General features: G+C 40.3%; 25 protein-coding genes and 2 pseudogenes. 24 read left to right on the top strand and 3 right to left on the bottom strand.

Annotated elements, in window-relative coordinates; translation table 11 throughout:
* Positions 1 to 37 precede the first annotated feature (37 nt).
* The gene (locus J2S11_RS14085; protein ID WP_307395608.1) at positions 38 to 868 is read left to right on the top strand and encodes an oxidoreductase; all 831 of its coding nucleotides are present in this window, start codon (positions 38 to 40) and stop codon (positions 866 to 868) included.
* Between the two features lie 76 nt (positions 869 to 944).
* Here the strand turns inward: J2S11_RS14085 and J2S11_RS14090 are convergent, their stop codons facing one another.
* Together J2S11_RS14090 and J2S11_RS14095 are read right to left on the bottom strand one after the other, a co-directional pair.
* Entirely contained in the window at positions 945 to 1,262 is a 318-nt protein-coding gene (locus tag J2S11_RS14090) for a type II toxin-antitoxin system RelE/ParE family toxin (protein WP_307395611.1), read from the bottom strand.
* Entirely contained in the window at positions 1,246 to 1,530 is a 285-nt protein-coding gene (locus J2S11_RS14095) for a type II toxin-antitoxin system Phd/YefM family antitoxin (protein WP_307395612.1), read from the bottom strand. Before J2S11_RS14095 ends, J2S11_RS14090 begins: the two co-directional genes overlap by 17 nt.
* Positions 1,531 to 2,124: 594 nt before the next feature.
* Between J2S11_RS14095 and J2S11_RS14100 the strand changes: the two are divergent.
* From J2S11_RS14100 to J2S11_RS14140, 9 genes and pseudogenes are all read left to right on the top strand, one after another.
* A pseudogene (locus J2S11_RS14100) lies at positions 2,125 to 3,300 on the top strand (RNA-guided endonuclease InsQ/TnpB family protein); the annotation flags it as partial.
* Positions 3,301 to 3,442: 142 nt separating this feature from the next.
* Entirely contained in the window at positions 3,443 to 3,676 is a 234-nt protein-coding gene (locus J2S11_RS14105; protein ID WP_343834674.1) for a DoxX family protein, read from the top strand.
* Positions 3,677 to 3,988: 312 nt separating this feature from the next.
* A complete protein-coding gene (locus tag J2S11_RS14110; protein ID WP_307395616.1) occupies positions 3,989 to 4,558 on the top strand; it encodes a TetR/AcrR family transcriptional regulator in 570 nt (189 codons plus the stop codon).
* A 49-nt stretch (positions 4,559 to 4,607) separates the two neighbouring features.
* Positions 4,608 to 5,699: a serine hydrolase domain-containing protein gene (locus J2S11_RS14115; protein WP_307395618.1), complete on the top strand. Its 1,092-nt coding sequence runs from the start codon at positions 4,608 to 4,610 to the stop codon at positions 5,697 to 5,699.
* A gap of 67 nt (positions 5,700 to 5,766) precedes the next feature.
* Entirely contained in the window at positions 5,767 to 5,997 is a 231-nt protein-coding gene (locus J2S11_RS14120; protein ID WP_307395620.1) for an AbrB/MazE/SpoVT family DNA-binding domain-containing protein, read from the top strand.
* On the top strand, positions 5,991 to 6,329 hold the full coding sequence (gene mazF, locus J2S11_RS14125; protein WP_307395623.1) for an endoribonuclease MazF: 339 nt from the start codon (positions 5,991 to 5,993) through the stop codon (positions 6,327 to 6,329). The genes J2S11_RS14120 and mazF overlap by 7 nt, the downstream gene beginning before the upstream one ends.
* A gap of 34 nt (positions 6,330 to 6,363) precedes the next feature.
* Positions 6,364 to 7,179, top strand: a pseudogene (locus J2S11_RS14130) (methyltransferase domain-containing protein).
* Between the two features lie 155 nt (positions 7,180 to 7,334).
* Complete coding sequence (locus J2S11_RS14135; RefSeq protein ID WP_307395625.1) at positions 7,335 to 8,579, top strand: S-layer homology domain-containing protein; 1,245 nt, start codon at positions 7,335 to 7,337, stop codon at positions 8,577 to 8,579.
* 136 nt (positions 8,580 to 8,715) lie between these two features.
* Positions 8,716 to 9,225 (top strand): GNAT family N-acetyltransferase, encoded by a 510-nt coding sequence (locus tag J2S11_RS14140; RefSeq protein WP_307395626.1) that lies wholly within the window; start codon positions 8,716 to 8,718, stop codon positions 9,223 to 9,225.
* 85 nt (positions 9,226 to 9,310) lie between these two features.
* Here J2S11_RS14140 and J2S11_RS14145 read toward each other — a convergent pair whose 3' ends face one another.
* On the bottom strand, positions 9,311 to 10,021 hold the full coding sequence (locus tag J2S11_RS14145; RefSeq protein WP_307395628.1) for a DNA alkylation repair protein: 711 nt from the start codon (positions 10,019 to 10,021) through the stop codon (positions 9,311 to 9,313).
* 189 nt (positions 10,022 to 10,210) lie between these two features.
* On the opposite strand from J2S11_RS14145, the gene J2S11_RS14150 reads away from it, so the two are divergent.
* The 14 genes from J2S11_RS14150 to J2S11_RS14215 all read left to right on the top strand — a co-directional run bounded on the left by J2S11_RS14150 (position 10,211) and on the right by J2S11_RS14215 (position 25,477).
* A complete protein-coding gene (locus J2S11_RS14150; RefSeq protein WP_307395630.1) occupies positions 10,211 to 10,978 on the top strand; it encodes an SDR family oxidoreductase in 768 nt (255 codons plus the stop codon).
* A gap of 30 nt (positions 10,979 to 11,008) precedes the next feature.
* Positions 11,009 to 11,335, top strand: a complete 327-nt coding sequence (locus J2S11_RS14155) for a hypothetical protein (protein WP_307395632.1) — start codon at positions 11,009 to 11,011, stop codon at positions 11,333 to 11,335.
* Between the two features lie 67 nt (positions 11,336 to 11,402).
* Entirely contained in the window at positions 11,403 to 11,972 is a 570-nt protein-coding gene (locus tag J2S11_RS14160; protein WP_307395634.1) for a shikimate kinase, read from the top strand.
* A gap of 559 nt (positions 11,973 to 12,531) precedes the next feature.
* Positions 12,532 to 14,292: a thiamine pyrophosphate-binding protein gene (locus J2S11_RS14165; protein WP_307395636.1), complete on the top strand. Its 1,761-nt coding sequence runs from the start codon at positions 12,532 to 12,534 to the stop codon at positions 14,290 to 14,292.
* Between the two features lie 15 nt (positions 14,293 to 14,307).
* On the top strand, positions 14,308 to 15,273 hold the full coding sequence (locus J2S11_RS14170; protein ID WP_307395638.1) for a hydroxymethylglutaryl-CoA lyase: 966 nt from the start codon (positions 14,308 to 14,310) through the stop codon (positions 15,271 to 15,273).
* A gap of 37 nt (positions 15,274 to 15,310) precedes the next feature.
* Complete coding sequence (locus J2S11_RS14175; protein ID WP_307395639.1) at positions 15,311 to 16,741, top strand: aldehyde dehydrogenase family protein; 1,431 nt, start codon at positions 15,311 to 15,313, stop codon at positions 16,739 to 16,741.
* Between the two features lie 22 nt (positions 16,742 to 16,763).
* Positions 16,764 to 17,567, top strand: a complete 804-nt coding sequence (locus J2S11_RS14180) for a sugar phosphate isomerase/epimerase family protein (protein WP_307395641.1) — start codon at positions 16,764 to 16,766, stop codon at positions 17,565 to 17,567.
* Between the two features lie 148 nt (positions 17,568 to 17,715).
* Entirely contained in the window at positions 17,716 to 18,711 is a 996-nt protein-coding gene (locus tag J2S11_RS14185) for a zinc-dependent alcohol dehydrogenase (RefSeq protein ID WP_307395643.1), read from the top strand.
* Positions 18,712 to 18,745: 34 nt separating this feature from the next.
* Positions 18,746 to 19,789 carry a Bug family tripartite tricarboxylate transporter substrate binding protein gene (locus J2S11_RS14190; RefSeq protein ID WP_307395645.1) on the top strand — a complete coding sequence of 348 codons (1,044 nt, stop codon included), beginning with the start codon at positions 18,746 to 18,748 and terminating at the stop codon, positions 19,787 to 19,789.
* A gap of 125 nt (positions 19,790 to 19,914) precedes the next feature.
* Positions 19,915 to 20,559: a tripartite tricarboxylate transporter TctB family protein gene (locus J2S11_RS14195; RefSeq protein ID WP_307395647.1), complete on the top strand. Its 645-nt coding sequence runs from the start codon at positions 19,915 to 19,917 to the stop codon at positions 20,557 to 20,559.
* Between the two features lie 81 nt (positions 20,560 to 20,640).
* Positions 20,641 to 22,167: a tripartite tricarboxylate transporter permease gene (locus J2S11_RS14200; protein WP_307395649.1), complete on the top strand. Its 1,527-nt coding sequence runs from the start codon at positions 20,641 to 20,643 to the stop codon at positions 22,165 to 22,167.
* Between the two features lie 28 nt (positions 22,168 to 22,195).
* Complete coding sequence (aroD, locus tag J2S11_RS14205; protein ID WP_307395651.1) at positions 22,196 to 22,966, top strand: type I 3-dehydroquinate dehydratase; 771 nt, start codon at positions 22,196 to 22,198, stop codon at positions 22,964 to 22,966.
* Positions 22,967 to 23,104: 138 nt separating this feature from the next.
* Positions 23,105 to 24,349 (top strand): hypothetical protein, encoded by a 1,245-nt coding sequence (locus J2S11_RS14210; protein WP_307395653.1) that lies wholly within the window; start codon positions 23,105 to 23,107, stop codon positions 24,347 to 24,349.
* Positions 24,350 to 24,463: 114 nt separating this feature from the next.
* Positions 24,464 to 25,477 carry a LacI family DNA-binding transcriptional regulator gene (locus J2S11_RS14215; RefSeq protein WP_307395655.1) on the top strand — a complete coding sequence of 338 codons (1,014 nt, stop codon included), beginning with the start codon at positions 24,464 to 24,466 and terminating at the stop codon, positions 25,475 to 25,477.
* Positions 25,478 to 25,619: the final 142 nt, after the last annotated feature.

Here is a 25,619-nt window from a genome sequence, read left to right on the forward strand (position 1 = left end):
GTGACGTCACGTTACTTAAGAGGAGGAGGAATATACAATGAGTTTAAATAAACAAAAGGTTGTTCTAATCACTGGCGCATCAGCAGGTATTGGTAAAGCTACGGTAAACTTACTCTTAAATGAAGGGTTTATTGTGTATGGAGCTGCAAGACGAGTTGAACATATGAAGGATATTGAATCCAAGGGTGCTCGTATCATCAGTATGGATGTAACTGATGAATTATCTATGAAAAATGGTGTAGACCAAATCATAAAGGAGCAGGGAAGAATTGACGTGTTATTCAATAACGCGGGGTACGGTTCCTATGGTGCAGTTGAAGATGTACCGCTGGAGGAAGCAAGGCGCCAATTTGAAGTAAATCTTTTTGGATTAAGTCGTTTGACACAGCTGGTTCTACCTTATATGAGAAAACAAAAATCAGGAAAGATCATCAATACTTCATCTGCAGGGGGCAAAGTTTATACACTGCTTGGTGCCTGGTATCATGCTGCAAAACATGCGCTTGAAGGGTACTCCGATTGTCTCCGCGTGGAGGTCAAGCCATTCGGTATTGACGTTATTATTATTGAGCCAGGGGCTACTGAAAGTGAGTGGTCAGGGGTTGTACTGGAGCATGTGCAGAAAACATCTGGGAATACGGCATACGGTAAGTTGGCCACAGCTTTTGTAGAAACACTTAAGCAGATGGAAAAGTCGAGTACTCTTTATTCTCCTGATCGGATTGCCCAACTGGTTTCAAAGGCAATTCACACGAAAAAACCAAAAACAAGATATGTGGCTGGTAATGCCAGACCTGTATTATTCATGCGAAAAATTTTATCCGATCGGATGTTTGACCGAGTTCTATATCAAATGTTCAAGATATGACAAGCGCGTGATGAAAAAACAGGATTAAATTACATTTATGACTCTGGTTTTCATGACTGTATTTAATAGAACAAAACTAAAGCAACCAGCCATAATCCTGACGTGTATCTACGACTGCATCAACATATACAATCGTTCCTTTGATTTGATAAATAAGCAAATAACGCTTTTTTAGAAGAAGTTTTCGGTACTTCCCCACTGGAATTTGTGGATCAGTCAGCCAAGAATTTCTTTCGGGGAAGCGTGATAAGGACAGAGCTTTTTCTTGAAAAGCTTGAATTAAGTCCATGGCAGCAGCATCACTGACTTGGGCAAGAAAGCGAGCATGAGACACTAACATCTGAGTAGCCTCATCGGATATGATTACTTCATACTGCTTACTTTCTTTTCCCATCCAGTACCTCCTGGACAGCTGCCTTCATCAAGGATGACACATCGTCAATGGAATAACCGGGCTTTCCGTTCATTCTTCCTTCCTCTGCAACAATTAGATTTTCTCTTAGGCGGAGCATACTCTCCCTTTTCGTAAAGGCTTCAATATCCATAACAACAAGGTCACCCTCACCGTTTTTGGTAAGATAAACGGGCTCACCTGATTCCTTACAAATTTCTGAAATTTCATTGTAATTTTTACGAATTACTGCAGATGGTTTTATAATCATCCGGCTATTCACCACTTTCTGTAGTAATATAGTAGTCTTATAATATCCTTATTATACTACTATATATAAATAATGAAAAGTTGAGACCCTTGGTGACAGTAATAGAGTAAAATATGCTGTAAAAGTGGCCATACTCATTAATAGATGAGGTGGTTATTTTTATATACACAAATTTTTAACAAAATAAAATATAGTTACTATAAAAAAGTATGTTATAATACATAGTGTTACAGAAGTAAATTAAATCGAAAAGGAGAGAATCAGATGAACAAAAACGAAATTGGAATACTAGTATTAAGAGCAGATTAGGTCTTACCTTTTTTATCATACCAAGCGAGAATACTGCCTCCTCAAAAGTAAACTTTAGGTGGGAGATGAATCGCTTTTTTTGCTATAAGATCCTATAAATATGTGGTACTATAAATAAGAACAAACATTCCTATGAAAAGGAGGTGAAAGTAAATGAGACTAGTTGCCAAATACTATCCGAAACTAGATGATCAACAAAGGTCCATCATCGAAGAACTATCTTTTCACACCACCAAGTTGTACAACATCGCCAACTACTAATGTAGAGAGAAAGAATACAAAAACTATGTCACGTTGGAAAAGGAACTAAAATCAAATTGGCATAACGCCTACCTTCATTCTCATACGTATCAACAATGTCTAAAAATGGTAGAACAAAACTGGAAGAGCTACTTCAAAGCCCAGCAGGATTACATCACGTATCCAAGCAAGTACAAGGGGAAGCCTGCCCCACCAAAATATAAACATATACAGAAGCGAAAAAACGAAATCATCTTCACGAATCTGGCGATTCGCCAGAGAGAAAAACAGCTCCACCTCTCCTTATCCAAGATGATGCAAAAGCAGTTTGAGGTTAACAGTCTAGAAGTGGAAATCCCGAAAGCATTTCCCCTCCCTCACCATGCCACCATTCAGCAGATAAGGATTCAGTTTTGTCTAAGAAAAAAGCACTGGGTCTTCCTCATCATCTATAAAGTGGATGAAGCGAAACCGAAAACCTCTCTCCATGTGATGGCCATTGATCTAGGCTTAGACAACCTAGCGGCTATTACCTTCTCTCACCACACCGATAACTACGTGATCTGTGGCAAATCCTTAAAGGCGGTGAACGGGTATGTCAACAAAGAAATCGCTAGATGTCAAAGCATTCGGATGAAGCAAGTGGCCCATCAAGCATTCAAACCCACCAAACAAATCCAACACCTACGGATAAAGCGCGATCATTACATCACCAACACCTTACATCAAGCGAGCCAGTACATCGTCAAGCTAGCTGAACAATACGATGTAGGGACCATCGTTATTGGGGATATGAAGGGAGTCAAACAAACGAATCAAGCGAAGACGTTTGTTCAAGTTCCCATACAACGCTTAGCCAAGATGATCAAGTATAAGGCTAACATGCGCGGTATAAAAACGGTCTATCAACAAGAGCGTTTCACAAGCGGTGTCAGTGCCTTAGATTTGGAACCGATCAATCGACACACATACAACCCGAAACGCCGACTAAAGCGAGGATTGTTCCGCTCGAATACGGGAACCCTTATGAATGCCGACATTAATGGTTCGTTGAACATCATGCGACTGTATCTGAAAGAAAAAGGTACTCCCAAACTGATAAAGAAAGAGGAACATCAGCTAAGAACCGCCCGTCCTGGGCGAACGCTGATGCCAGCCCATCCATGGGCAAGTAGGGATAATGGATGTGTGAGCCATCCACAAAGAATAAGGGTTGCCTAGTCCACTAGGACAAGGTGGAAACGTAAGACCAATCTTCTTTGAAAGAAATTCCTGGTTTTTATAACAGGAAGCCCCCACTTCAAATGCGTTAGCATTAAGTGGTGGGTAGTTCACTCATGGATTATCCAAGTTCTTAGATGGAATTTCAAATACAGTAGGCTTCTTTGACTTCATGGGAATCCCCAGGTTTATGGCTTATGTGGTGGCGGTCATTGAATTAATAGGGGGACTTGCCTTAGTTCTTGGACTTGGAACACGCATTGTTTCTGCCTTGTTTGCAATTATTATGCTAGGAGCTATCTTTATTGTTAAAATTCCAGCTGGCTTTCTAGGTGATGGTCAATCAGCAGGCTATGAGCTAGATCTTACTTACTAGCAGCTTCAACTTATTTCATTCTTGCAGACAGATCGAAGCTATTGTTAGATCATAAGCTTTTTCAATCATAAAGGTGAGTCAGCTTGAGTGATTGAATGTCAAAATGTATAGATTAATATTGGATCATCAAATGGTGGCTACTTACTTGTAAGCCATCATTTTTCTTTTCACCCCTCTTTACAAAGTTAAGTTTTATGTATAATATATGTTATATATCAAATGATATATATTAATTGTTATATATTAAATATTGTTGTTTACAGATGAAAATTAGTTCATACAAATTTGAAATAACAAGGAGTGAATAGATATATGCCACCCAAGAAAAAGTTCTCTGAAGAGCAAATTATAGAAGCAGCGTTTGAAATTGCGAAAACAGAAGGGATGGAAAGCATTACGATAAGAAAAGTAGCTGAACAATTAGGAAGCTCAATTGCGCCAATTTACGTGAATTTTACGGACGTGGAAGATCTTATTAAAGCTGTGATGAAAAAGATTGTGCAGCTAAGTCAGCAAATGCTACAAGAACAAAACTCTGGGAATGCCTTTAAAGACATAGGGATGGCTAGTCTACAATTTGCTGAAGAATACCCTAACCTCTTCCGGGATTTTGTCATGAAACCAAATGAGTACCTTGGAGATTACGATCAAGATATGGGGACAGAACTAGTCGCTCATATGAAAACTGATCCGGACCTTGAAGGATTTACTGATGAGGAGATCCACATGATTTTATTTAAGATGAGAGCTTTTCAAATGGGGCTCACCATTATGGTGGCTAATCAATTACTTCCAAAAGAATTTAATAGAGAAAAAGGGATAGAAATCTTAGATAGTATGGCTGAGGATGTTTTGACGGCAACTCGATTGCGTAAGAAATAAAGTAATAGCAGGAATGTATTCTTTACTCGTAACTTTAGGGGGTTAGATAATGAGTAATCAAGTATTAAATGGTCAACAATTGGATGAAAGCTTTCTCAAAAAAACTGTAAGCCAAATGATTAACAAAAGAAACAACTTTGGAGCCGTGCTTTGTGTTGAACATGGTGATGATTATTCTTGGATTGGGTCAGCTGGCAATATAAAGGATGAGGACCAATACTTTATCGCTAGTGTTACAAAGCTATACGTTACAGCAGTTGTCTTAAAATTACGGGTGGAAAAGAAGTTGAACTTAGAGGATCATATATCCTCCTATCTATCTGAGGAAATTTTACGTGGTATTCATATGCTGAATGGGGTGGATTACTCTAAGGAGCTTACCATTAAACATTTGATCTCTAATACATCAGGACTACCTGATTATTTTGCTTATAAACAACCTGGTGGGTCAACAGTTGCTACAGAGCTCTTTAAAGGAATAGATCGGAGTTGGACACTAGAAGAAACACTTGCTTTAATTAGGGAATTAAAGCCGAACTTTATACCAGGTCAAAAAGGTAAGGTGAATTACTCCGATACAAATTATCAGCTTCTTGGAAAAATTATCGAGAACATCACGGGTATGAGCGTATCAGAGGTGTTTCAAACTTATATATTTAATGAATTACATCTCACAAAAACGTATGTCTATGAAGACATAAATGACACCAGACCAGTATCTTTATACTATAAGTCAAACAAAATTAACCTTCCAAATTATATGTCTTCCATTGCTCCAGAAGGAGGAATCGTATCTACAGCTAGAGAAACGATGATTTTTTTGAAAGCCTTCTTTAATGGACAATTTTTCCCTAAGGAGGAGGTGGAAGAACTGAAGCAGTGGAATCTCATCTATTTTCCGGGTCAATTCTATTATGGTATAGGTCTAGAGAAGCTCTGGACACCTAGAATTGTCTCTCCATTTAATCCAATTAAAGAAGTATTAGGCTTTTGGGGACAGTCTGGTGCATTCGCTTTCCATAATCCTGAAAGAGACGTTTACTTTACAGGTACAATTAATCAAGCGAGCGGATTTGGGCACAGTGCTGCCTTCAAGGCTATGATTAATATTATTAAAAAAATGCCCAAGCAAGGAATATGAATCTATATTTGACTTCCTTTACTCAATTGTTTATACTTTGTATAAACAATTTTAGTGAGGTGATAGTATGATGCATATTCAAAAATGGGGTAATAGCTTAGGAATTCGTATCCCAAAAGCATTAGCTATGAAGGTAGGCCTTGAAGAGGGCTCCGAAATTGACCTTGATGTAGAAGATGGTCATCTAGTTATCAAACCTAAGACAAAAAAGCTAGATGAACTACTTTCGAAAATAACACCTGACAATCTACATTCTGAGGTTCATACTGGTGAGCCACAAGGACGAGAAACATGGTAGATCGATACGTTCCTGATCGCGGTGATTTGGTATGGCTCCAATTCGACCCTCAATCGGGGTATGAACAGGCGGGTAAGCGTCCAGCCCTTGTAATCTCACCTGCCACTTATAATGGAAAGGTGGGCTTAAGCCTATTCTGCCCCGTAACCTCTAGAGTCAAAGGATATCCTTTCGAGGTAATCCTCCCACAAAATTTGCCTATTGAAGGAGTCATTCTTTCGGACCAAATTAAGAATCTCGATTGGCAATCCCGACAAACTAAATTCATTTGCAAAGTACCGCAGGAGACTTTGATCGAAGTAATTTCAAAGGTTGACTTGTTAATTCGCTAACCGGCTCGGACAATCCAATCCAAGGGTGAATGTTATGGCAAAATATTTTTGGGATACACAGGTTGAATATCTTCGCCATTCAAGAGCATTGTACTACAACGATGATTACATCGAGTTTTTAGTCAAGATGGTATGGAAAATCGAAACTCCCGTACATGTGATTGACTTTGGCTGTGGATATGGATATTTAGGGCTGAAGCTCCTTCCACTCTTGCCAAAGGGGTCAAAGTATACAGGGATCGACTTAGGAGATAAATTGCTGCAGGAAGCGAAGGATTTATTTGCTGCACTTCCTTACGAAACAGAATTTGTACAAGGAGATATTCAGGAAATGTCCTTGGAGAGAAAGTACGATATAGCCATCTGCCATTCCTTTTTACTACATGTATCCGATCCAAAGGCCATTCTGAAAAAGATGCTCTATTGTGTTGAGGATGGTGGTAAAGTCATTACTTTTGAGCCCCATTGGATTTCAAGTTCTTCAGGTTTTTACTTGCACGGATATGATCAATCTAGCATTGTTCAGCTAGGACTTCTTCAAAAACTCTATGAAAAAGATGCAGCCCGTATCGGTAAAGATGGTAATATAGGCATGAAGATACCTATGTATCTAAGTCAGTTAGGCTTAAAGGATAATTATTTAACTTATTTCGTGATAGTAATTATGCTGAATCACCTAACGAGGATAGAGCTGCATTTACTAACAATCCTTATTGAACGTGGAGCTACACAGACAGAGGCGGAGATTCAGTACGAGAATGAGCTTTTGCTATAAAAGGAGTTTCATATTGATTCTTCAGTAACTTATGCTGCCAATATGAAAATTTCCTTTGGGAACGTAACCAGATAAAACTGACTACCAATTGAATATTAACTATAAGGTTAATATAGTTTTAGGTTTGTTGAGTTTTAATAATAGAGGGAAGTGTCTCCTTTTGTCGAATAAATATAAAATATTAATATTTACTGCTAATCGCGTTGTTATGACCAAGGGAGAGAAGAGAATTGAATAAAATAATAACTGCAATAAGTACTGCGTTAATTACCTTAAGTATGCTATCACCGTCCGCTTTGGCAATGGAGAAGGTGGAGATAGAGGAGACTAGTTCCAATGATGGTACCTTAATAGTAGGGAAAGATACAAATTTTATAGATGTAAGTAGTTCTCATTGGGCTTATTCAGTGATACAAAGCGCCGTAAAGAAAGGATATGTAGAAGGATATGCGGACAGTACTTTTAAACCTGACCGAAGTGTAAGCAGAGCTGAATTTATAACAATGGCTGTTAGAGCGTTAGGAATTGAGGCGCCTGAGCAAAATAAGGTTTGGTATGATGGCTTCATAAAAGCAGCAACGGATGCAGGGATATACGAGAATCAGTTTACAGAAGCACAGTATAGCAAAGCTATTCCAAGAGAGCAGATGGCAAGACTTGCTGTTAAAGCAGCAGGTATCAAATTGTACAAAAGAACGGAATTTAATGATGCTGGCTACATGTATTTGGCTACAAAAAATGGGCTTGTTAATGGAATGGGGAATGGGCGTGTAGCTCCTGAAGGTTTAACTACACGAGCACAAGCGATTTCTGTCATTGAGAGAATTCTTGCGATAAAAAACGGACAACAACTCACACCCGCGGATCAATTAACTCAGGAGAATGCAGAGTTTGCCTGGCATCACACGAATATGTATACCGTTATGGGTGATTATCTCGATGTGGAGAATCCAAGACGTGGGCTATCTCCTGGACCCCATAAACTAGAAACGAAAGACGGACTCTACTCGGGTGAAATGCATAAGCTTATCGTAGTGGATTTAGAAGATAATAAAGCTATTCAAAGGTATAATGTCGATTTGGAAAACTGGCGATGGAATGCTGCTGACAAAGCTAACTATTCTATTAAAGACTACAGAAATAGCTTCTTGTTTATCTTGGAATCATCCACTGTTTCCGTGGATCGAACAAAATATGGTGATTTTGGTTATCTTCCTTACAATGTGTTTACTTCCTACGAGGATAATACCTTTCAGGAATATGTTGATGGACAATTAAACAGTCCTTCTCACGTATTAGATAAAAGAGATATAAAGAAAGAGTTTAGTCCAACTGTACCCACAATAAGAAGACCTATATTTATCGTGTCAAAGGAATATATGAGTGATTATCTCTGGATTGAATTTTATACACCAGCTATTCCAGGGGTAGGGCAGTATCAAAGGGAAATGATCTTACATATCAATCTAAGATAGATCCAAAACAGAGTATCACATCTTCTTAATTTTCATTGATCTATTGACCGTTCCGCTTTACAATCCAGAATAGTCGATGCAAGAGTTTTGTTCGTTATTTAATGAAAACAATTATCTTGAAATGGTGGTAAATAGGATGGAAATTCTACTAGAGAAGCTACATGAAGCAGATATGGAACAATTATATGATTTTGAGCTTGAAAACAGAGATTATTTTGAGGAAATGGTGCCAAGCCGCGGGGATGATTATTATCATTTTCAGACCTTTAAGCAAAGGAATATGGAGTTACTGGATGAACAAAAACAAGGGCTATGCTACTTTTATTTAATTAAGAATAACGAAGGTCAGATTCTAGGGAGGATGAACCTAGTAGATATTGATACATCGCAAGGTACAGCACATGTTGGCTACAGAGTCGGAAAAGTATTTACGGGAAAAGGACTGGCTAAGAATGCTTTAAAGCTATTAGTAGAGAACGCAAGTGAGCTAGGACTTAAAAAGATCGAAGCAAAGACAACAACGAATAATATAGGCTCCCAAAAAGTTTTAGAGAAAAGCGGTTTTAAGTATGTAGAAACAAGAGAAGAACAGTATGATAGGCATGGAGAAACTGTATCGTTTGTTTATTACGCTTGGGAGGGGTAAGCTCAGCACTATAAAACTATAAAGAAGCATGGTCCATTTGCTGAACCATGCTTGATCTTTATGTTATTAGCTGAGTTTTCTTCCATTATTTTTTACCAAGGGATAAGTAATAGTCCTTGGTGCTTTTATCAAATTTTTCTATAGCATATCGTAATGTAATCCTAGGCATAGTGGCAGCATGTTTATTTAAGAATTGCTTCAGAGCCTCTTCGTCTGTTTTACCAGCCTCACGTATAAAACTACCCACTGCTTTGTTGATCAGATCTTCCTTATCGTTGACCAGTATTTCTGCGATCTCAAACGTGGCTTGCGTGAATCCTTTTTTAATAAAACCGTAGGTACTTACCATAGCGGTCCTGCGTTCCCAAATATCTTCCGAATGTGCCAGCCTATATAAGATATCTTTGGGCTTATCAAGCAGATAGGCTCCAACGACTGAAGGGGCAGAGCGATCTACGAAATCCCAGTTGTTTATGCGGTCATGTCTTTGAATGTATAAGTCAAATAATGCTTTCCTATGCTCATCTGTAATCTTTTTTTTCTTGGCCTGGAAATCCATAATACTTACGGCACCCATTCTCACTTCATAATAATCGCTCTCTAGGAGCTTTTCAACTTCATCTAATGGCATATCCGTGAATTCCTTGGCGACTTGGAATACAGTTCGCATATTTAATCCTAAAGCCCTAGTATTTTTATCCGATCCTTTGAAAAACTTTTTCATTTTTTCTATATCAGCTTCATTTTTGTGCTGGCTTAATTCATGTATAAAGTGCTCAGCTGTATAGTTCTCCATCTTTTTAGTACCTCCTTTTGTAATGTTCCCCTACGATAGGATTACGCTTCCATATGGAAGCAAGGATATTATAGCATACTAACTATTTTTCAGTTTCTTTTAGATTGCTAATCTCACCTTGACCTTTACATAATGTGATGGTTTATCATTAGATTTGTGAGTCATTTACTAAAAGGAGAGTGAGATTGTATGAAATCAATTGAAAGCTTAGATAATAAAAGGGTTGCTTTAGTAACAGGGGGAAATCGTGGTATTGGAAGAGAAATTTCACGTCAGTTAGCTCTTAAAGGGTATCATGTATTGATTGGATGTCGAGATGCGGAAAAAGGGAGGAAGACTGTTGAAGAGCTTAGCAATGATGGACTAAATATAGATCTACAAGTGGTTGATGTAAATCAAGTGGAAAGCATTGATCAGATGATTCAACGAGTAAAGAAGGAGCATGGTCGTTTGGATGTGCTTGTGAATAATGCTGGAATTATTCTTGATAGGGGAGTGTCCATATTAGATGTAGAGGAAACGATCATTAAGGAGACTTTTGAAACCAATTTTTTTGGTGTGTTACGCATGATTCATACTGTTGTTCCGTTAATGAAACACATGGGGTATGGAAGAATTGTTAATCTTTCGTCAGGCTTGGGAGCCTTTGAAATGATGAGTGGTCAAGGGCCTTATAAAGACCACCCTCTGGTAAGTCAAATTAAAGGATCATCATCTGCCTATCGAATCTCCAAAACGATGCTTAATGCTTTGACTTCACTAGTTGCTCACGAAGTAGCTGGCACAAATATAAAGGTGAATGCAGTTTGTCCTGGGAGTGTGCAAACAGATATGGGAGGCTCAGACGCGCCAAGCACGGTGGAAGAAGGGGCAGATACGGCTGTGTGGCTAGCCACTCTAAGTGAGAATGGTCCAAATGGTGGCTACTTTCGAGACCGGCAGCCGATTGCGTGGTAATAAATAGCTTGGCAAAGGAGGAGAATGACATTGAAAGTAATCACATTATGCGGCTCAACTAAGTTTAAGGAGCCGTTTGAGAGAACAAACGCTTTCCTAACCCTGCAAGGTAATGTTGTGATGAGTGTAGCCTTTTTCGAGCAGAGTGAAGGATTTGAAATAACACAGGAACAGGCTGAATTATTGGGAGAGATTCATTTCAGAAAAATAGATCTTTCTGATGAAATCTTCGTCATTGATGTAGATGGCTACATAGGTGAAAGTACAAGAAAAGAGATCAAGTATGCAGAAGAAAAAGGGAAGCCTATTCGATACTACTCAGATGGTGGAATTCCTAGTGATGTATTCGGAGCATAAACATCCTTTTCTTACTCACAATGTGGTATAATTCACAATAAAGTATGGAACAGTACGGGTGAGTAAAATGAGAAGCGTTCAAAATGATTTATTTAGATTGAAAAATATTGTTTTTATAGGCTTTATGGGTGTTGGAAAAACAACCGTAGGCAAGCTTGTAGCGAAGAAATTGATGCGAGATTTTATAGATATTGACCAGCATATTGAGGCTAAGGAAGGCATGAGTATTTCTAAGATATTTGAAACCCACGGAGAAAAATATTTTAGAGATCTTGAGAAACAAACGATCAGTGATATTATCCTCAATCAAAGCCTTAAGGTCATCTCCTTAGGCGGTGGTTCTTTTCTGCAAAAAGAAATTAGAGAGCTTTGCCTTGAGCATTGCATTGTTCTGAGTATTGACCTAGATTGGGAGAGCTGGCTAGAGCGTTTTGAAAAGCTGAAAAAGACTCGTCCTATTCTTATGAACAAAAGCTTGGACGAGATTAAAGAGCTGTACAATGAGCGACTTCCAATTTATAATATCTGCAACTCAAACATTGATGTCAAAAATAGCTCACCAGAAAGCATTGCCGACTATATTGTGGAGAGCTTGAAGTATAGCTGGGAGCTTTACGATTCTGATCGAATAGAGTAATTAGTCTGATTGAAATAATATGAGAAAGAGAAGGGTGCTGAATAAAAAGCATCCTTTTTGTTGTAATTTTAAATATTTTATTTGGGAAAAGTATGCTGGTACTGAGTTCTAATTTAGTTGCTCGGGAATCCTTTTATGTCAGGTCTTGTAGTAGGGAAGTAGCTTACAAATCCTATAATTCAACTGTTTTAAATGTTGAACATTTTCTAAAAAATCTGTTGACAGCGCTTTCATCCTGTGAGTATAATGAACCAAAATTCCTTACTAATTAGAGCGATCTAATAAAATTCTTTATTGTTTATTAGAACGATCTAACTTAACTAAACTTTCACATCTTGTTAAAAGGTTTTAATAGGGGGTTAAGTTTATTGGAACGATCTAATAAAAAGCAGGTAAATAATAAAAAGGCTAGGCACAGCAATTAGAAAAGGTGTCTAATAAATTTGAAACCTATTAGAACGATCTAACCATACCGCCATAATACAACAAGTGACACCACATCATTCTGCACCACTACGACTACCATGATCACCAGAAACAGTAAAGGAGGATTTTTACAGTGAAAAACTTGGTTTCCCATCAATTAGTGAGGTACTTAGAGGAAAGAGGAGTAAAGCACATCTTCGGCTTATGTGGCCATACGAACATTGCCGTACTCACTGCTTTAGAAAGCAGTTCAATTAAGTTCATCAACACGAGACATGAACAGATCGCAGCTCATATGGCTGATGGCTATGCAAGAGCCAAAAAGGAAACGGCAGTCGTACTAAGTCACCTAGGTCCAGGCTTAACGAACGCAGCGACAGGTGTAGCTAATGCCGCATTAGACTCCATTCCAATGGTCGTCATTGCTGGAGATATTCCTAGTCATTACTATGGCAAGCACCCACACCAAGAAATTAATCTGCATGCTGATGGTGCACAATTTGAGGTGTATAGACCATTTGTGAAACGAGCATGGCGAGTAGAAAGCCCGCACCTCCTTCCTGAAATTATGGAGAAGGCTTTTCAGCTAGCTGAAAGTGGAAACCCTGGCCCCGTCTTAGTATCCGTGCCAATGGATATCTTTTCTAAAGAGGTTGATCCAGCTTATTTTGAAAAACAGAAGCATCATACGAAGAAGCTCCACAAGCCATCCATAGACGATGAGACAGCTAGAAAGATCATTCAGACTCTAACAGAGGCAGAAAGACCGGTGTTCTATGTGGGTGGTGGAGTGATTTTAGCAGATGCAGCTAAGGAACTAGAAGAACTAGTGAATCATCTAAGCATCCCTGTAGCTCACTCCTTAATGGGTAAAGGCGTTGTGCCAGACGACAACCCGTTTGTACTAGGTATGACAGGATTCTGGGGCAGAAAGTTTATTAATCAGAAGGTGAAGGAAGCCGATTACATTCTAGCTCTAGGAACACGATTTGCCGAGGCAGACAACAGCTCGTGGGAGGAGGAATTTACGTTCACTGCTCCTGAAACGAAGCTCATTCAAATTGATATAGACCCAACGGAAATAGGTCGCAATTACCCCGTTGAGCTTGGAATAGTAGCTGATCTGAAGCAAGCGCTAACTGTCCTCAATAGAGTGGCTAAGGAGCTACTGCCTAACGGTATTCAGAATGAAAAAGCTAAAGCAGAGATTGCCGACTTCCACAGCCAGTTTAAAGAAAACAACAAAACCTATATTGAGGATAACTCCTTCCCTATGCAGCCTCAGCGAATCCTAGAGGAGGTTCGCCAAGTTTTACCGAGGGATGCCTTTATTACCACAGATGTAGGCTGGAATAAAAACGGTGTGGGACAGCAATTCCCGATCTATGAACCAGGTTCTATTTTAACACCAGGGGGCCTAGCTACTATGGGCTTCGGACCTGCGGCGGCACTGGGGGCAAAGCTAGCTTATCCAGATAGAGTTGCCGTATCTCTTGTGGGAGATGGAGGCTTTGGGCAGAATCCAGCTGTACTTGCTACAGCAGCTGAGGAAAACATCCCTGTGGTTTGGGTAATCATGAACAATTACGCCTATGGAACGATTGCGGGGCTACAGAAGGCACATTATGGGACTACTTTAGGAACGCTTTTTGAAAGGGATGGTCAGCCTTACTCTCCAGAATTTTCAAGCATCGCTAAGGGCTTTGGTGTAGAGGGGATCAAAATTACGAGTGCTGCTGAATTCAAGCCAGCATTAGAAAAAGCGATTCAGGCTAATAAGCCCGTAGTCATTGATGTGGCTATGTTGAACAACCCTGTACCGACAGATGGCCACTGGAACATCATGGACATTTATTCTCCAGACAAAAAAGTTCACCATGCAGCTACAAATTAAAAGGGGGCCTGGCATGTGTTTATAGATACATTGAAAAAACTAGAGCTACCTAAAGCGATTCATATCTGTGAGGTGGCTCCAAGAGATGGCTTCCAAGCGTTGGATCAATGGCTGCCTACGGAGCAAAAGGTCGCCATCGTTAAAAAGCTAGCTACAACAGGTATCCGCTATGTGGAGATTACGTCATTCGTCCATCCAAAAGCGATCCCGCAGCTTCGAGATGCTGCTGAGGTGGTTGAGGCTTGTCAAGGGCTTGAGAACATGCACTTTCAAGCCCTGGTTCCTAACTTAATTGGGGCACAAAGAGCAATAGATGCAGGACTTAAGAAGATAAAGCTAATGCTATCTGCCACAGATTCTCATAGCATCTCCAACGCGAACTCTAAAACGGAGGATGCGCAAAAAGGTTTTTTCTCCATCGTAGAGCTAGCAACGAAGCATGGAGTAGCGATTAAGGGATCTATTTCGGTAGCGTTCGGCTGTCCCTTTGAAGGAAAGGTTCCTACCTCCCGTATCAGTCAAATCGTACAGCGATACGTGAGTATGGGAGTAGAAGAAATTTCACTGGCTGATTCGTCAGGGGCTGCCAACCCGAAGCTAGTGTATGACATGCTTGGAGAACTCAGCGAGATTTTTCCAACAGTAACATTCTCTATGCACTTTCATAACACAAGAGGCTTGGCGTTTGCTAATGCAGTAGCCGCTATGCAGCAGGGCATTACCCATTTTGACAGCTCCGTAGCAGCGTTAGGTGGCTGCCCATATATACCTGGAGCAAGCGGAAACATCGGGACAGAGGATCTAGTTCATGGTGTACATGAAATGGGAATTGAAACGGGAATCGACCTTGATAAGCTCCTTGAAGTAGCTAAGGAGGTTAAGCAGATTGTAGGCTTTAACGGTGGCAGCTATATTTTGCGAGCAGGTCCACTTTCTCAGTTAGCTCCAAAGCTAGAAAAGCAAGAAAAGGTTGGAGAGTGAGAAGCTATAAATGGTACCAACAAAAGGAGGCAACGATATGTCACAGAACTCAGTCAAACCAAAGGAAATTACACTAGAGCAAAAGCAGGAGCTGGACACGGCGTTTGAACGTGCTCAGAAGGCATTAGCCATTATTGAAACGTATGACCAAGAGAAGGTCGATCGATTATGTCAGGCTGTGGCATGGGCGGTAGCGAACAAGCAAACCTTTAAGCGCCTTACAGACATGGGGATTGAAGAAAGCGGTTTAGGTGATCCAGAAAGCAGGATGAATAAACGCTTCAAGATAAGAGGAATTTTAAGAGACGCCTTAAGACAGAAAAGTGTAGGAATTATTGAGGAGCTTCCTGAAAAAGGGATCGTCAAATACGCTAAGCCAGTCGGAATAATAGGGTCAATAGTACCAACGACTAATCCAGATTTAACACCAGCAGGTACAGCGATCTATGCGATTAAAGCAAGAAATGTAGCCATCTTTTCTCCTCATCCACGGTCTAAAAAAACATCGTTTGAAACGGTTCAGCTGATGAGAGACGCCCTTGAGCGTGAGGGAGCACCAGCCGATATTTTACAGTGCCTAACCAATGTCAACATACCGATGACTAAGGAGCTAATGGTAAGGGCAGATCTTGTTTTAGCAACAGGTGGGAAGGACATGGTGAAAAGTGCGTATAGCTCTGGAACACCAGCCTACGGAGTAGGAGCAGGAAACTCGACCATGATCATTGATGATACAGCAGATGTAGCTGAAGCAGCACGCAATTCAATGCTGAGCAAAACCTCAGACTTTGGCTCAGGCTGTTCTGCAGACGGAAACCTGATTATTAGTGAGAAAATCTATGACAAGCTGCTAGGGGCATTGATCCAAGAGGGCGGATACCTAGCAACAGAAGAGGAAAAGGAAAAGCTTCGCCATGTGATGTGGGACGAGGAAGGTAAGAGATTACCTACAACGGTAGCGTTAGCACCGCAAAAGCTAGCCGAGGCTGCTGGGTTCAGTATCCCTGCTGATTGCAAGTTTATCATGGTGCAGGGTGACCAGATTGGCAAGGAATACCCGTTTTCAGGGGAAAAGCTAACAACCTTAATGGCCTTGTACAAGTATGAAGGAGAATTTGAAAATGCATTAGATATGATGAGAGCCATTTATGAGGTAGGTGGGAGGGGTCATTCCTGTGGCATTAACTCCCGTAATGATGAGAATATTCATCGTCTTGCGTTAGCGGCTCCTGTGAGCAGAATTATGGTTCGTCAGCCGCAATCAAAGGCCAACGCTGGAGCGTTTAACAATGGAATGCCGATGACATCAAGCCTTGGCTGTGGAACATGGGGCGGAAATATCGTGTCTGAAAATATTAATCTCAAGCACTACATGAACACAACATGGGTATCTCACCCGATAAAAGAGGATAAGCCCTCCGATCAAGAGCTTTTTGGAGACTTCTATGAGCCGGAGCTTGAAAATTAACTCCTAGGAGGAAAGCAAAAAGATGACCAAACAATTTTCACTGGCCCATCTAACAGTCCTAGAATGCTCACCGCCTGAGCTGATCTACTTGGCTTCAAAAGCTGGCTATGATTTTGTGAGCTTACGGACAATTTGTATGGGGCTTCCAGGTGAACCTAACTATACTTTACATGAAAACAAAGAGCTGCTTAAGCAAACAAAAGCAGCCCTAGCCGAAACAGAATTAAAACTATTAGATATTGAATTAGCTAGAATCTATGATGGGTTAGATCCGAAAACATATGTTCCTGCCTTTGAAGTGGCTGCAGAGCTAGGAGGGCGACATGTGCTAAGCAGTATATGGACGGATGATGAATCCTTCTATACAGAATGTTTTGCAGAGATTTGTGATTTAGCCAAGCCTTACGGTTTAACGGTAGAGCTAGAGTTTGTTCCTATTGCTAGTATTACAACCCTTGCAGATACCCTTAAGGTTCTTGTTGCCGTAGACAAAGAAAACGCTGGTTTAATGGTTGATGCCCATCATTTCTATCGATCAGGAGACAGTGTTGAGGACTTAGACAGTGTTCCTCAGGAATGGTTCCGTTATTTTCATCTATGTGACGCACCAAGTGGTACACCGCAATCTAAGGAAGAGATGATACGGATTCTACGGGAGGAAAGACTGTATGTTGGTGAAGGGGGGATTGATCTAAAAAGGATAGTAGAGAGGCTCCCAAACATTCCGTTATCACTTGAAATTCCAAATTCGAAGAGAGCTAAAGAGCTAGGCTACGAGGAATTTGCTAGGAGATGCCTACAATCGGCAAAGAATTACTTTGCATAGAGCTAAGCCATATGCAAAAATTATACAACAATTGGAATAATTGAATGTCTGGGAAATACAAGAAGAAAATTATTAAACAAGCTTTCATGACAGTCGTGTATAATAAGTGAAACGTCTGTTTATAGGCTTATAAATGGGTGGGGATATAGTGCTAGAGTTGCATATTGAAAAACCAAATAGTATGATTATGCGCAGTGTCGAGACAGTACCTTCATTGATGGATGATGAAGTCAAGCTAGAGATTATGTATGGTGGAATATGTGGTTCAGATTTAAGTGTATTAAAAGGAAAGATTAAGCATGCTATATATCCAATAAGACCAGGGCATGAGCTTCTCGGTAAAATTACGGAAGCGGGATCAAAATCTGGACTTGATGTAGGGACAAAGGTCATTGTCGTCCCAAATACGTATTGTCGAGAATGCAAGTATTGCTTGGGTGGAAAAAGAAATATCTGTCAGCATAAAAAATCCTTTGGCATTAACATCAATGGGGGATTTTCAGAGGAGATGATTATCCCAGCCAAATATGTTATGCCCGTACCAGATGACATTAGTGATGAGGAAGCTATTCTTATCGAGCCTTTTTCTGTGATTATTCATGCCTTTAGAAAGATTAACGTTACAAAAGGATCGTCTGTAGCCGTTGTAGGCTGTGGCACAGAGGGAATGCTTGCTACAATTTTAGCTAAGCATCTAGGAGCTAATGTAACAGCGATTGATATCAATACGAAAAAACTAGACTTAGTAGAAGAGCTTGGTGCAGTACGCTCTGTCCAGCATGAAGATATCGAGGGAGAAACGTTTGATATTGTCATTGAGGCAGCAGGTACGAAAAAATCTGTAGAGCAGGGCATCCAGCTCGTAGATTCTGGTGGAACTTTAGTATTAGTCGGGATTACAGAAGAGGCTAATTTGCCAGTAGCCCACGTCGTTCGCAGTGAGATTACAATCTATGGGAGTATCATCTATGACGTACCTGAGGATTTCCAAGCAGCCATTGAGTATCTGCGAGATCCAGAATTTGATGTAAGACCTGTTATTTCTGACATCATTCCCTTTAAGGAGTATACAAAAGCCTTTGAAAGAGCCTTAACTGGTGATTTTGGGAAGATTGTCATTGATTTTAAACAAGAAGTGATTTAAGAGACTTCCATTAAATTGTAAAGGGGAATGAAAGATGTTGAAGAAGAAGCTGACTTTATTCATGTTATTACTTGTTGTAACCGCTATCATTGCGGCTTGTGGGAATGGAGGAGATTCTGAACAAGCGAGTGGAGAGCCGAAGATGCCTTCAGGAACCATTAACGGTGTCATTCAATGGGGGAGTGGAGGCAGTACGGATACGCTTTCTAGAGGAATTGCCAACCTAGCTGAAGATCACTTAGAAGGAGCATCCATTGTTGTGACGAATATGACTGGAGCAACAGGGGCAATTGCAACAGAGCATGTATACAACCAGCCTTCAGATGGGCAAACTCTTTTATTTGCAGCTGAGAATCCAACGATCTATGGTGTTCTAGATATATCTGAAAGATCCTTTGAGGATTTTTACCCGATTAATATCATGGGAAGAGCGGTTCCTGTTATCGTTGTTCCAACAAACTCTGTGTTTGAAACGGTTGAAGATCTCTTTCAATTTGCTGAAGAAAACCCTGGTAATTTAAGTATGGGTTCTACTGGTCCAGGTGGGGTTCCACACGTTATTAGCTCGATGATTTCTGCTGAAAAGGATTTAATCTTTAACATGGTTCCATTTGATGGAGACGGTCCAGCTTTAACAGCCCTTTTAGGTGGACATATCGATTTTAGTGTAGCCGTATTATCTGCTGTTTCTGAATATGAAAGATCAGGTGATGTTAGGATTCTAGCTGCCGTGAATAATGAGCCATTAGAAGAAATTCCAAATGTTCCAGCACTAGGTGATATTTATCCAGAATTTAATCAGTATTTGCCTTGGGGGCCATTCTTTGGTGTTTGGGTGAAGCAGGATACACCTGATGCTGTAAAAGAACACCTAGTTGATGCCTTTGATAAAGCGCACCAAGATCAAGAATATCAAGATCTATTAGCTTCATTAGGAGCAATCCCGATGGGTATTCATGGAGATGAAGCTGTAGAGTTTTGGAAGCAATGGCAATCGGTAACCGCCTGGATTTTACAAGATTCTGGTGAAGCTACCGTTTCTCCTGAAGAGCTGAATATTCCTCGTGTTGGGGAATAAGTAAAGCTCTATCGTTAGCCAAAAGTAGACTTTTACTTATAACACCTTTCCCACTGTGCGTAGTCGGCTGTGCTCTATGCACAGTGTGGAAGATGATGATATTACCTGATTAGGAGCTGATCACAATGACAGGATATTTCAAGAAAAACATAACGAACACCGTCACAGGTTTGATCATGATCATCGTCAGCGTGATTATTCTCTATCTTTCCTTTACGATGAGAGGTCACTCCGTCACCAATCCTGGTGAAGGAAGCTTTATTCCAGCCTTAACTGCTTTTGTTATGCTTATTTGTGGTTTTGGTACAATGCTTGGAGATTATCGTAAGCACCGTTCGCAGCTTAATGAAGCTACGCAAAGCCAATCCAGTGAACAGGCTAGCCACCATGAAGAGCAGCCGCAAAATGAAGGACACGGACAATATGAAGGACACCAACAACATGAAGGACAACCCTATCATGAGGTGGGAGCCCATCAGAGTGTAGATCCTGTAAAGAGCGGCCAAACTGATCTAATGGATGATGACGAAGCTGTTGAATACTTCAGTAAATCGGATATCTACCTGCTTCTTCTTTTTGCAGGAGTTATGCTACTATATATTATTTCAATTCAATTCGTTCCTTTTTTCATAGCATCCTTTTTTTATCTTGTAGCTACAATGATGCTGCTTAAGGGTGTCAAATGGCTGACCATTATTATTACATCGGCTGTCAGTTTGACGGTCATGTATTTCTTATTTGTTCGTCTTTTCCATATTGTATTTCCTTAAGGACAATGTAGGATTACTACTACATGTAAGGTTACAAACTAAATGTTCATTAATTTTTATTCAAGTTAGGAGATTTTATATATGGAGAATTGGGAATATTTGCTCATTCCGTTTGTCAATTTAGATTTACTTCTACTTGTTGCTGTCGGAACAGTTGCAGGTATTTTTATAGGAGCGATTCCGGGCTTATCCGTAACGCTTGCTACCGCCTTGCTTCTATCACTTACGTATTCATGGGATCTGTTACCAGCTATTGTCCTTATGCTAGGTGTTTATTTTGGAGGAGTTTACGGGGGCTCAAGAGCAGCGATTCTTGTTAACATTCCTGGAGGTCCGTCCTCACTAGCTACGTCCTTTGACGGATATCCAATGGCACAGCGTGGAGAGGCAGGTTTAGCGATTGGGCTAACTACTATAGCATCTGTTATTGGAGGAATAGTAGGGGTGATCGTTCTTGCTACAGCTGCCCCTTTTGTTGCTAGCTTTGCCATTCAATTTGCTCCTAGGGATTACTTTTTATTAGCCACACTCGGCTTGCTACTGGTTGGAAGCTTAAGTAAAGGCTCTATGTCTAAAGGGATTTTTGCCGCTGGTATCGGTGTTATTATTGGTTTAGTGGGAATGGACCCTGTTACTGGGAGTGGCCGCTTTACGTTTGGGCAGCTTCAGCTCATGGGTGGAATTAACTTCATTATTGCTTTGCTAGGCTTATTTGGGCTTTCTGAGGTTCTTTATCAGATAAAGAAGCTGAAGGATGAAGGAAAGATGATTAATGTCATCTCTAAAATCATTCCGCCGTTTCGTCTACTCTTTAATTTACTCCCTCTTTCCTTACGTGTTTCTGTTATTGGTGTATTAACGGGTGCATTACCGGGTGTTGGCGGAGAGATTGCCGCTTTATTATCCTACGATCATGCCAAACGAAGCACAAAAAATCCATCGCGTCCCTTTGGAAAAGGAGCCTATGAAGGAGCCGTTGCCCCAGAGGCGGGAAATAGTGCAGCTATTGGTGGAGCGATGATTCCTATGCTTACTTTAGGTATTCCTGGTGATGCGGTTACAGCGATTATTATTGGTGCCTTATTTATTCATGGACTTAGACCGGGCCCTATGCTTATGACGGAAACGCCGGATCTGTTTTGGGTGATGGTCGGTTCCTCCTTTCTAGCCAACATCTTCATTTTAATCTTTGGCTTGGCTCTCGTTTCGATTTTTGTTAAGATTGTCACAATACCAAAGCAGCTTTTACTTCCTATTATTGTGGTTATTACAGTGATTGGTTCCTATGCGATCAACCACAACATTATCGATGTGTATTGGATGTTTGCCTTCGGTATCCTTGGGTTACTTATGAAGGTCTATAAATTCCCTGTCGGCCCGATGGTTCTAGGAATTATTCTTGGACCGGTTATTGATATCTCCTTTAGGAGAGCCGTTATTTCTGAACGAGGTGATATTGTTCAACTGATCAAGACGATCTTTACACAACCGATCAGCCTTGTTCTAGCATTACTTATTATCTTTATGCTTGTATCTAACACACCACTGTTTAAGAAGCTAATTGGAAACCTGACAGCTAAATTTAGAAGGAAAAAGAAAACAGCATAGAGAAATGAATGGAAATGGAGAGATAAGCATGAGCCTTCAACAGAAATCTATTATGATCAATGGAAAAAACATCATCAATGAACGCCCGCAAATTGTCGTTCCGATTATCAGCAGTCAGGAGGAAGCCATTCTCAAGGAATGTGAGCAGATTGTCAGTAAAAAGCCAGACCTCATTGAATGGAGAGCAGACTTCTTCACGGATTTAGCTGATGTGGAAAAGGTCAAACATATCATTGGTGAGCTTAAGTTAATAGCACAAGAGATTCCTATTATTTTTACTATCCGCTCTGTTCGAGAGGGTGGACAGGAAATTAGCTTGGATGAGGATGGTGTTGTCAGACTATTAATTTCGGTTAGTAGGGACGCTAAGGTAGATTTTGTAGACTTTGAGCTTTCCAACAAAGCTAGTAACTTACAGAAGCTTAAGGAAGTCACTGATCAATCAGGTACTCAGCTCATTGTTTCCTATCATAACTTTCAACAAACGCCGCCTAAGGAGTTTATCACTAAAACCTTTGCTGACATGCAAAAAGCCGGAGCTAATCTTGCGAAGCTAGCTGCCATGCCTCAATCCTTTTCTGATGTAGTTACTTTACTGCAATGTACAGAGGAGGCGAATCAGCAGTTAGATGTTCCTATTATCTCGATGTCAATGGGGGACATCGGTGTTGTTTCTAGAGTTGTTGGCTGGCAATTTGGGTCCGTTTTTACTTTCGCTATTGGTAGTCAAAGCTCAGCACCAGGTCAGGTTCCTATTGAAGATTTAAGACAGCTGATTGCCAAGGCAAAAATAAGCTAGTGAACATGAATAAACTTGATAAACTTTCTTCTTAAGTGAGGGGATTCTGCCATTATTTACACGTATATATCCCTTATACTCCTATACGTCATTAGTCAATTTACATCACATGCTTCTATTCAATGGTTAATAGGCGTATTGTGTATTTTTATCCTCCTTTCTAATCTAACTAAGCGAGGGCTTTATTTCTATCTATCTTGGTTTTTTATGGGTATTGGACTGATTTGCTGGTGGCTGTATCACCCTAATAAGGTCGATATCTTGACCCATTTTGGTTCATTGCTTAACATTCTATCCTTATTTATTGTGCTTACCTTTATCCATGCGGTCATTCGAGTGGGGAAATTTGATCTTGATTTACGTCAATTTGTGAGCTCTAAAACGAAAAATGCAGGTACACTGTACGTAAAAACATCTCTAATGACGTACATATTCACTTTTTTCCTAAATGTCGCTTCTGTTTCTATCGTCGTCCAATCTACCAAAAGTCTTCTTCAATCATTCAGTGAGAAGTGGAGAAGAAAATATTATTCCAAGGTCGTCCTAAGACCCTATACGATGGTCTTATTCTGGAGCCCTCTAGAGGTTACGGTGGCTGTAGTAATTGATTACACCTCCCAAAGCTATCTGCTCCTTTTGCCTGTATTATTAGGAGTGAGCTTTATTTTTCTAATCGGTGATATGTGGATACAGCGTACTAGATATAAGGGCAGTGAGCTAGGAGAAGAGCCTAGCAAACTATCATCTAGGAAAAAGTCTTACTTTGGCTTTCTGAGTGCAATTGCTCTATTAGTCGTTAGTATTGTTACCGTAAGTACTGTATTAGACGTAGGCTTATTACTAGCTATTACGCTAGTCCTTTTCCCTTTTTCCTTAGTATGGGCTTGGTCTCTGAAACGTGTAAAAAGATTTTTAAAGCTCTCTTGGTCTATGAATGTGAAGAATCTTCCTAACCTAAGAGGACTTTTTTCTCTTTTTCTATCGGCTGGATTTTTTATTGAGATGCTTGGGTTTACTGAGTTATTTGATAGAATTTCAGCTTTGCTGGAGAGTGTGTACATAGGTTATCCTCTATTTTTATTTTATTTACTCCTAGCCTTGCTAATAGCGGTGCTTGCTATCTTTGGGCTGCACTCCTTGGTGAGCATTTCTGTCTTGCTTCCGTTTTTAGGAACGTTTATGACCTCCTTTCCTCCTGGCTTGGCTCTAGCTGTATTAAGTGCAGCAATCGGGATGATATTGGTCAGCCCTTTTAATGTAACACCTTCTGTACTAGCCTTTCAGATACAAGCAAGTCCCTTGTATTTTCTTAAGTATAATCTGATTTATGTTCTTTGTTTTATTGTAGTTAATGTGCTCATTGGTGCTTATTTGCTATCCTAAAAGGAATAGATTAGGTCATACACTTGGGAAAAATGTTACATAAAACATAGCTATTACCCCTTATTTTGGGTATCCTTGATAGTATAAATATTAATACGAAGCAGGTGATAGAAGATGGCACAAAATAATAGAACACGTGTTACTTTGGAAAATGTCGCTAAGCATGCTGGTGTCTCTAGGGCGACGGCCTCTTTAGTGGCTCGAAACAGCCCTCTTATCCCTGAGAAGACAGCTAAGAAGGTCATACAATCTATGAAGGAGCTTGGCTATGTCTATGATCGAGTAGCCGCTAATCTAAGGTCGAAGTCCTCAAATACGGTAGGTATGATTATTACGGAAATTTCTAACCCCTTTTTCTCAGAGCTATTAGCTGGTGTTCATGAATCGCTAGACAAGGGTGGTTATTCTGTTGTACTTGGAACAACCTTTGAGAATGGGCTTAGGCAGGATCGTATTCTTTCAGCTATGCTAGAGAATCGTGCTGGGGGAATTATCTTAAGTCCAGTTTCTGATATCTCTGAAGCAGTATTTAAACAGTACAGGGAATGGGATGTTCCAATTATTCAAATCGCTAGAGAGTTTCCCGGCTTTGATTGTGATTACATAGGAATAAATAATATTCTTGGAGGTCAGTTGGCTGTAGAGCATTTAATCAAAAAGGGACACAAAAGAATTGCTTATCTAGGGGGGCCACTAGCGTCATCAGCTTCACAGGACAGAAAAAAAGGCTACGAGCTTGCCTTAGAACAGGCTGGTCTTCAGATTGATGAACACTTAGTACTAAACATTTCTGCTACACGTGAAGAAGGAATCAAGGGGATCGAGCAGCTATTAGGTGTCACAGAGCCTCCTACTGCTGTATTTTGCTACAATGATGTGGTCGCTTTAGGGGTGATGCTCTACCTGCGTCGCAGGAATTTAGTGCCTGGAATGGATATTGATATTGTCGGCTTTGATAACATTCCCGATGCAGAAAGCTTCTACCCAAGCCTTACCACCGTTTCCTCCTTCCCAAGAAAGGTGGGCAAATTAGCTGCTGATCTGCTGCATCAAAGACTGAACGGACTTGTCAGTGAGCCGCAGCGTATTATTCTTGATCCAGAGCTTGTTATTCGTGAGTCGGGATAGGAGGATCAAATGGAAACGTTATTATTAAGAATGGTGGAATACCCGATACCAGCTTCTTTGAGAAAGATGGTAATGAAGTGAAAAGATATTGGATTGCAACCTTCTCCCTTTCCTGATATAATCATTTTAATTTACACTTTGG

The organism is Bacillus horti (assembly GCF_030813115.1).
Lineage (GTDB): Bacteria > Bacillota > Bacilli > Caldalkalibacillales > JCM-10596 > Bacillus_CH > Bacillus_CH horti.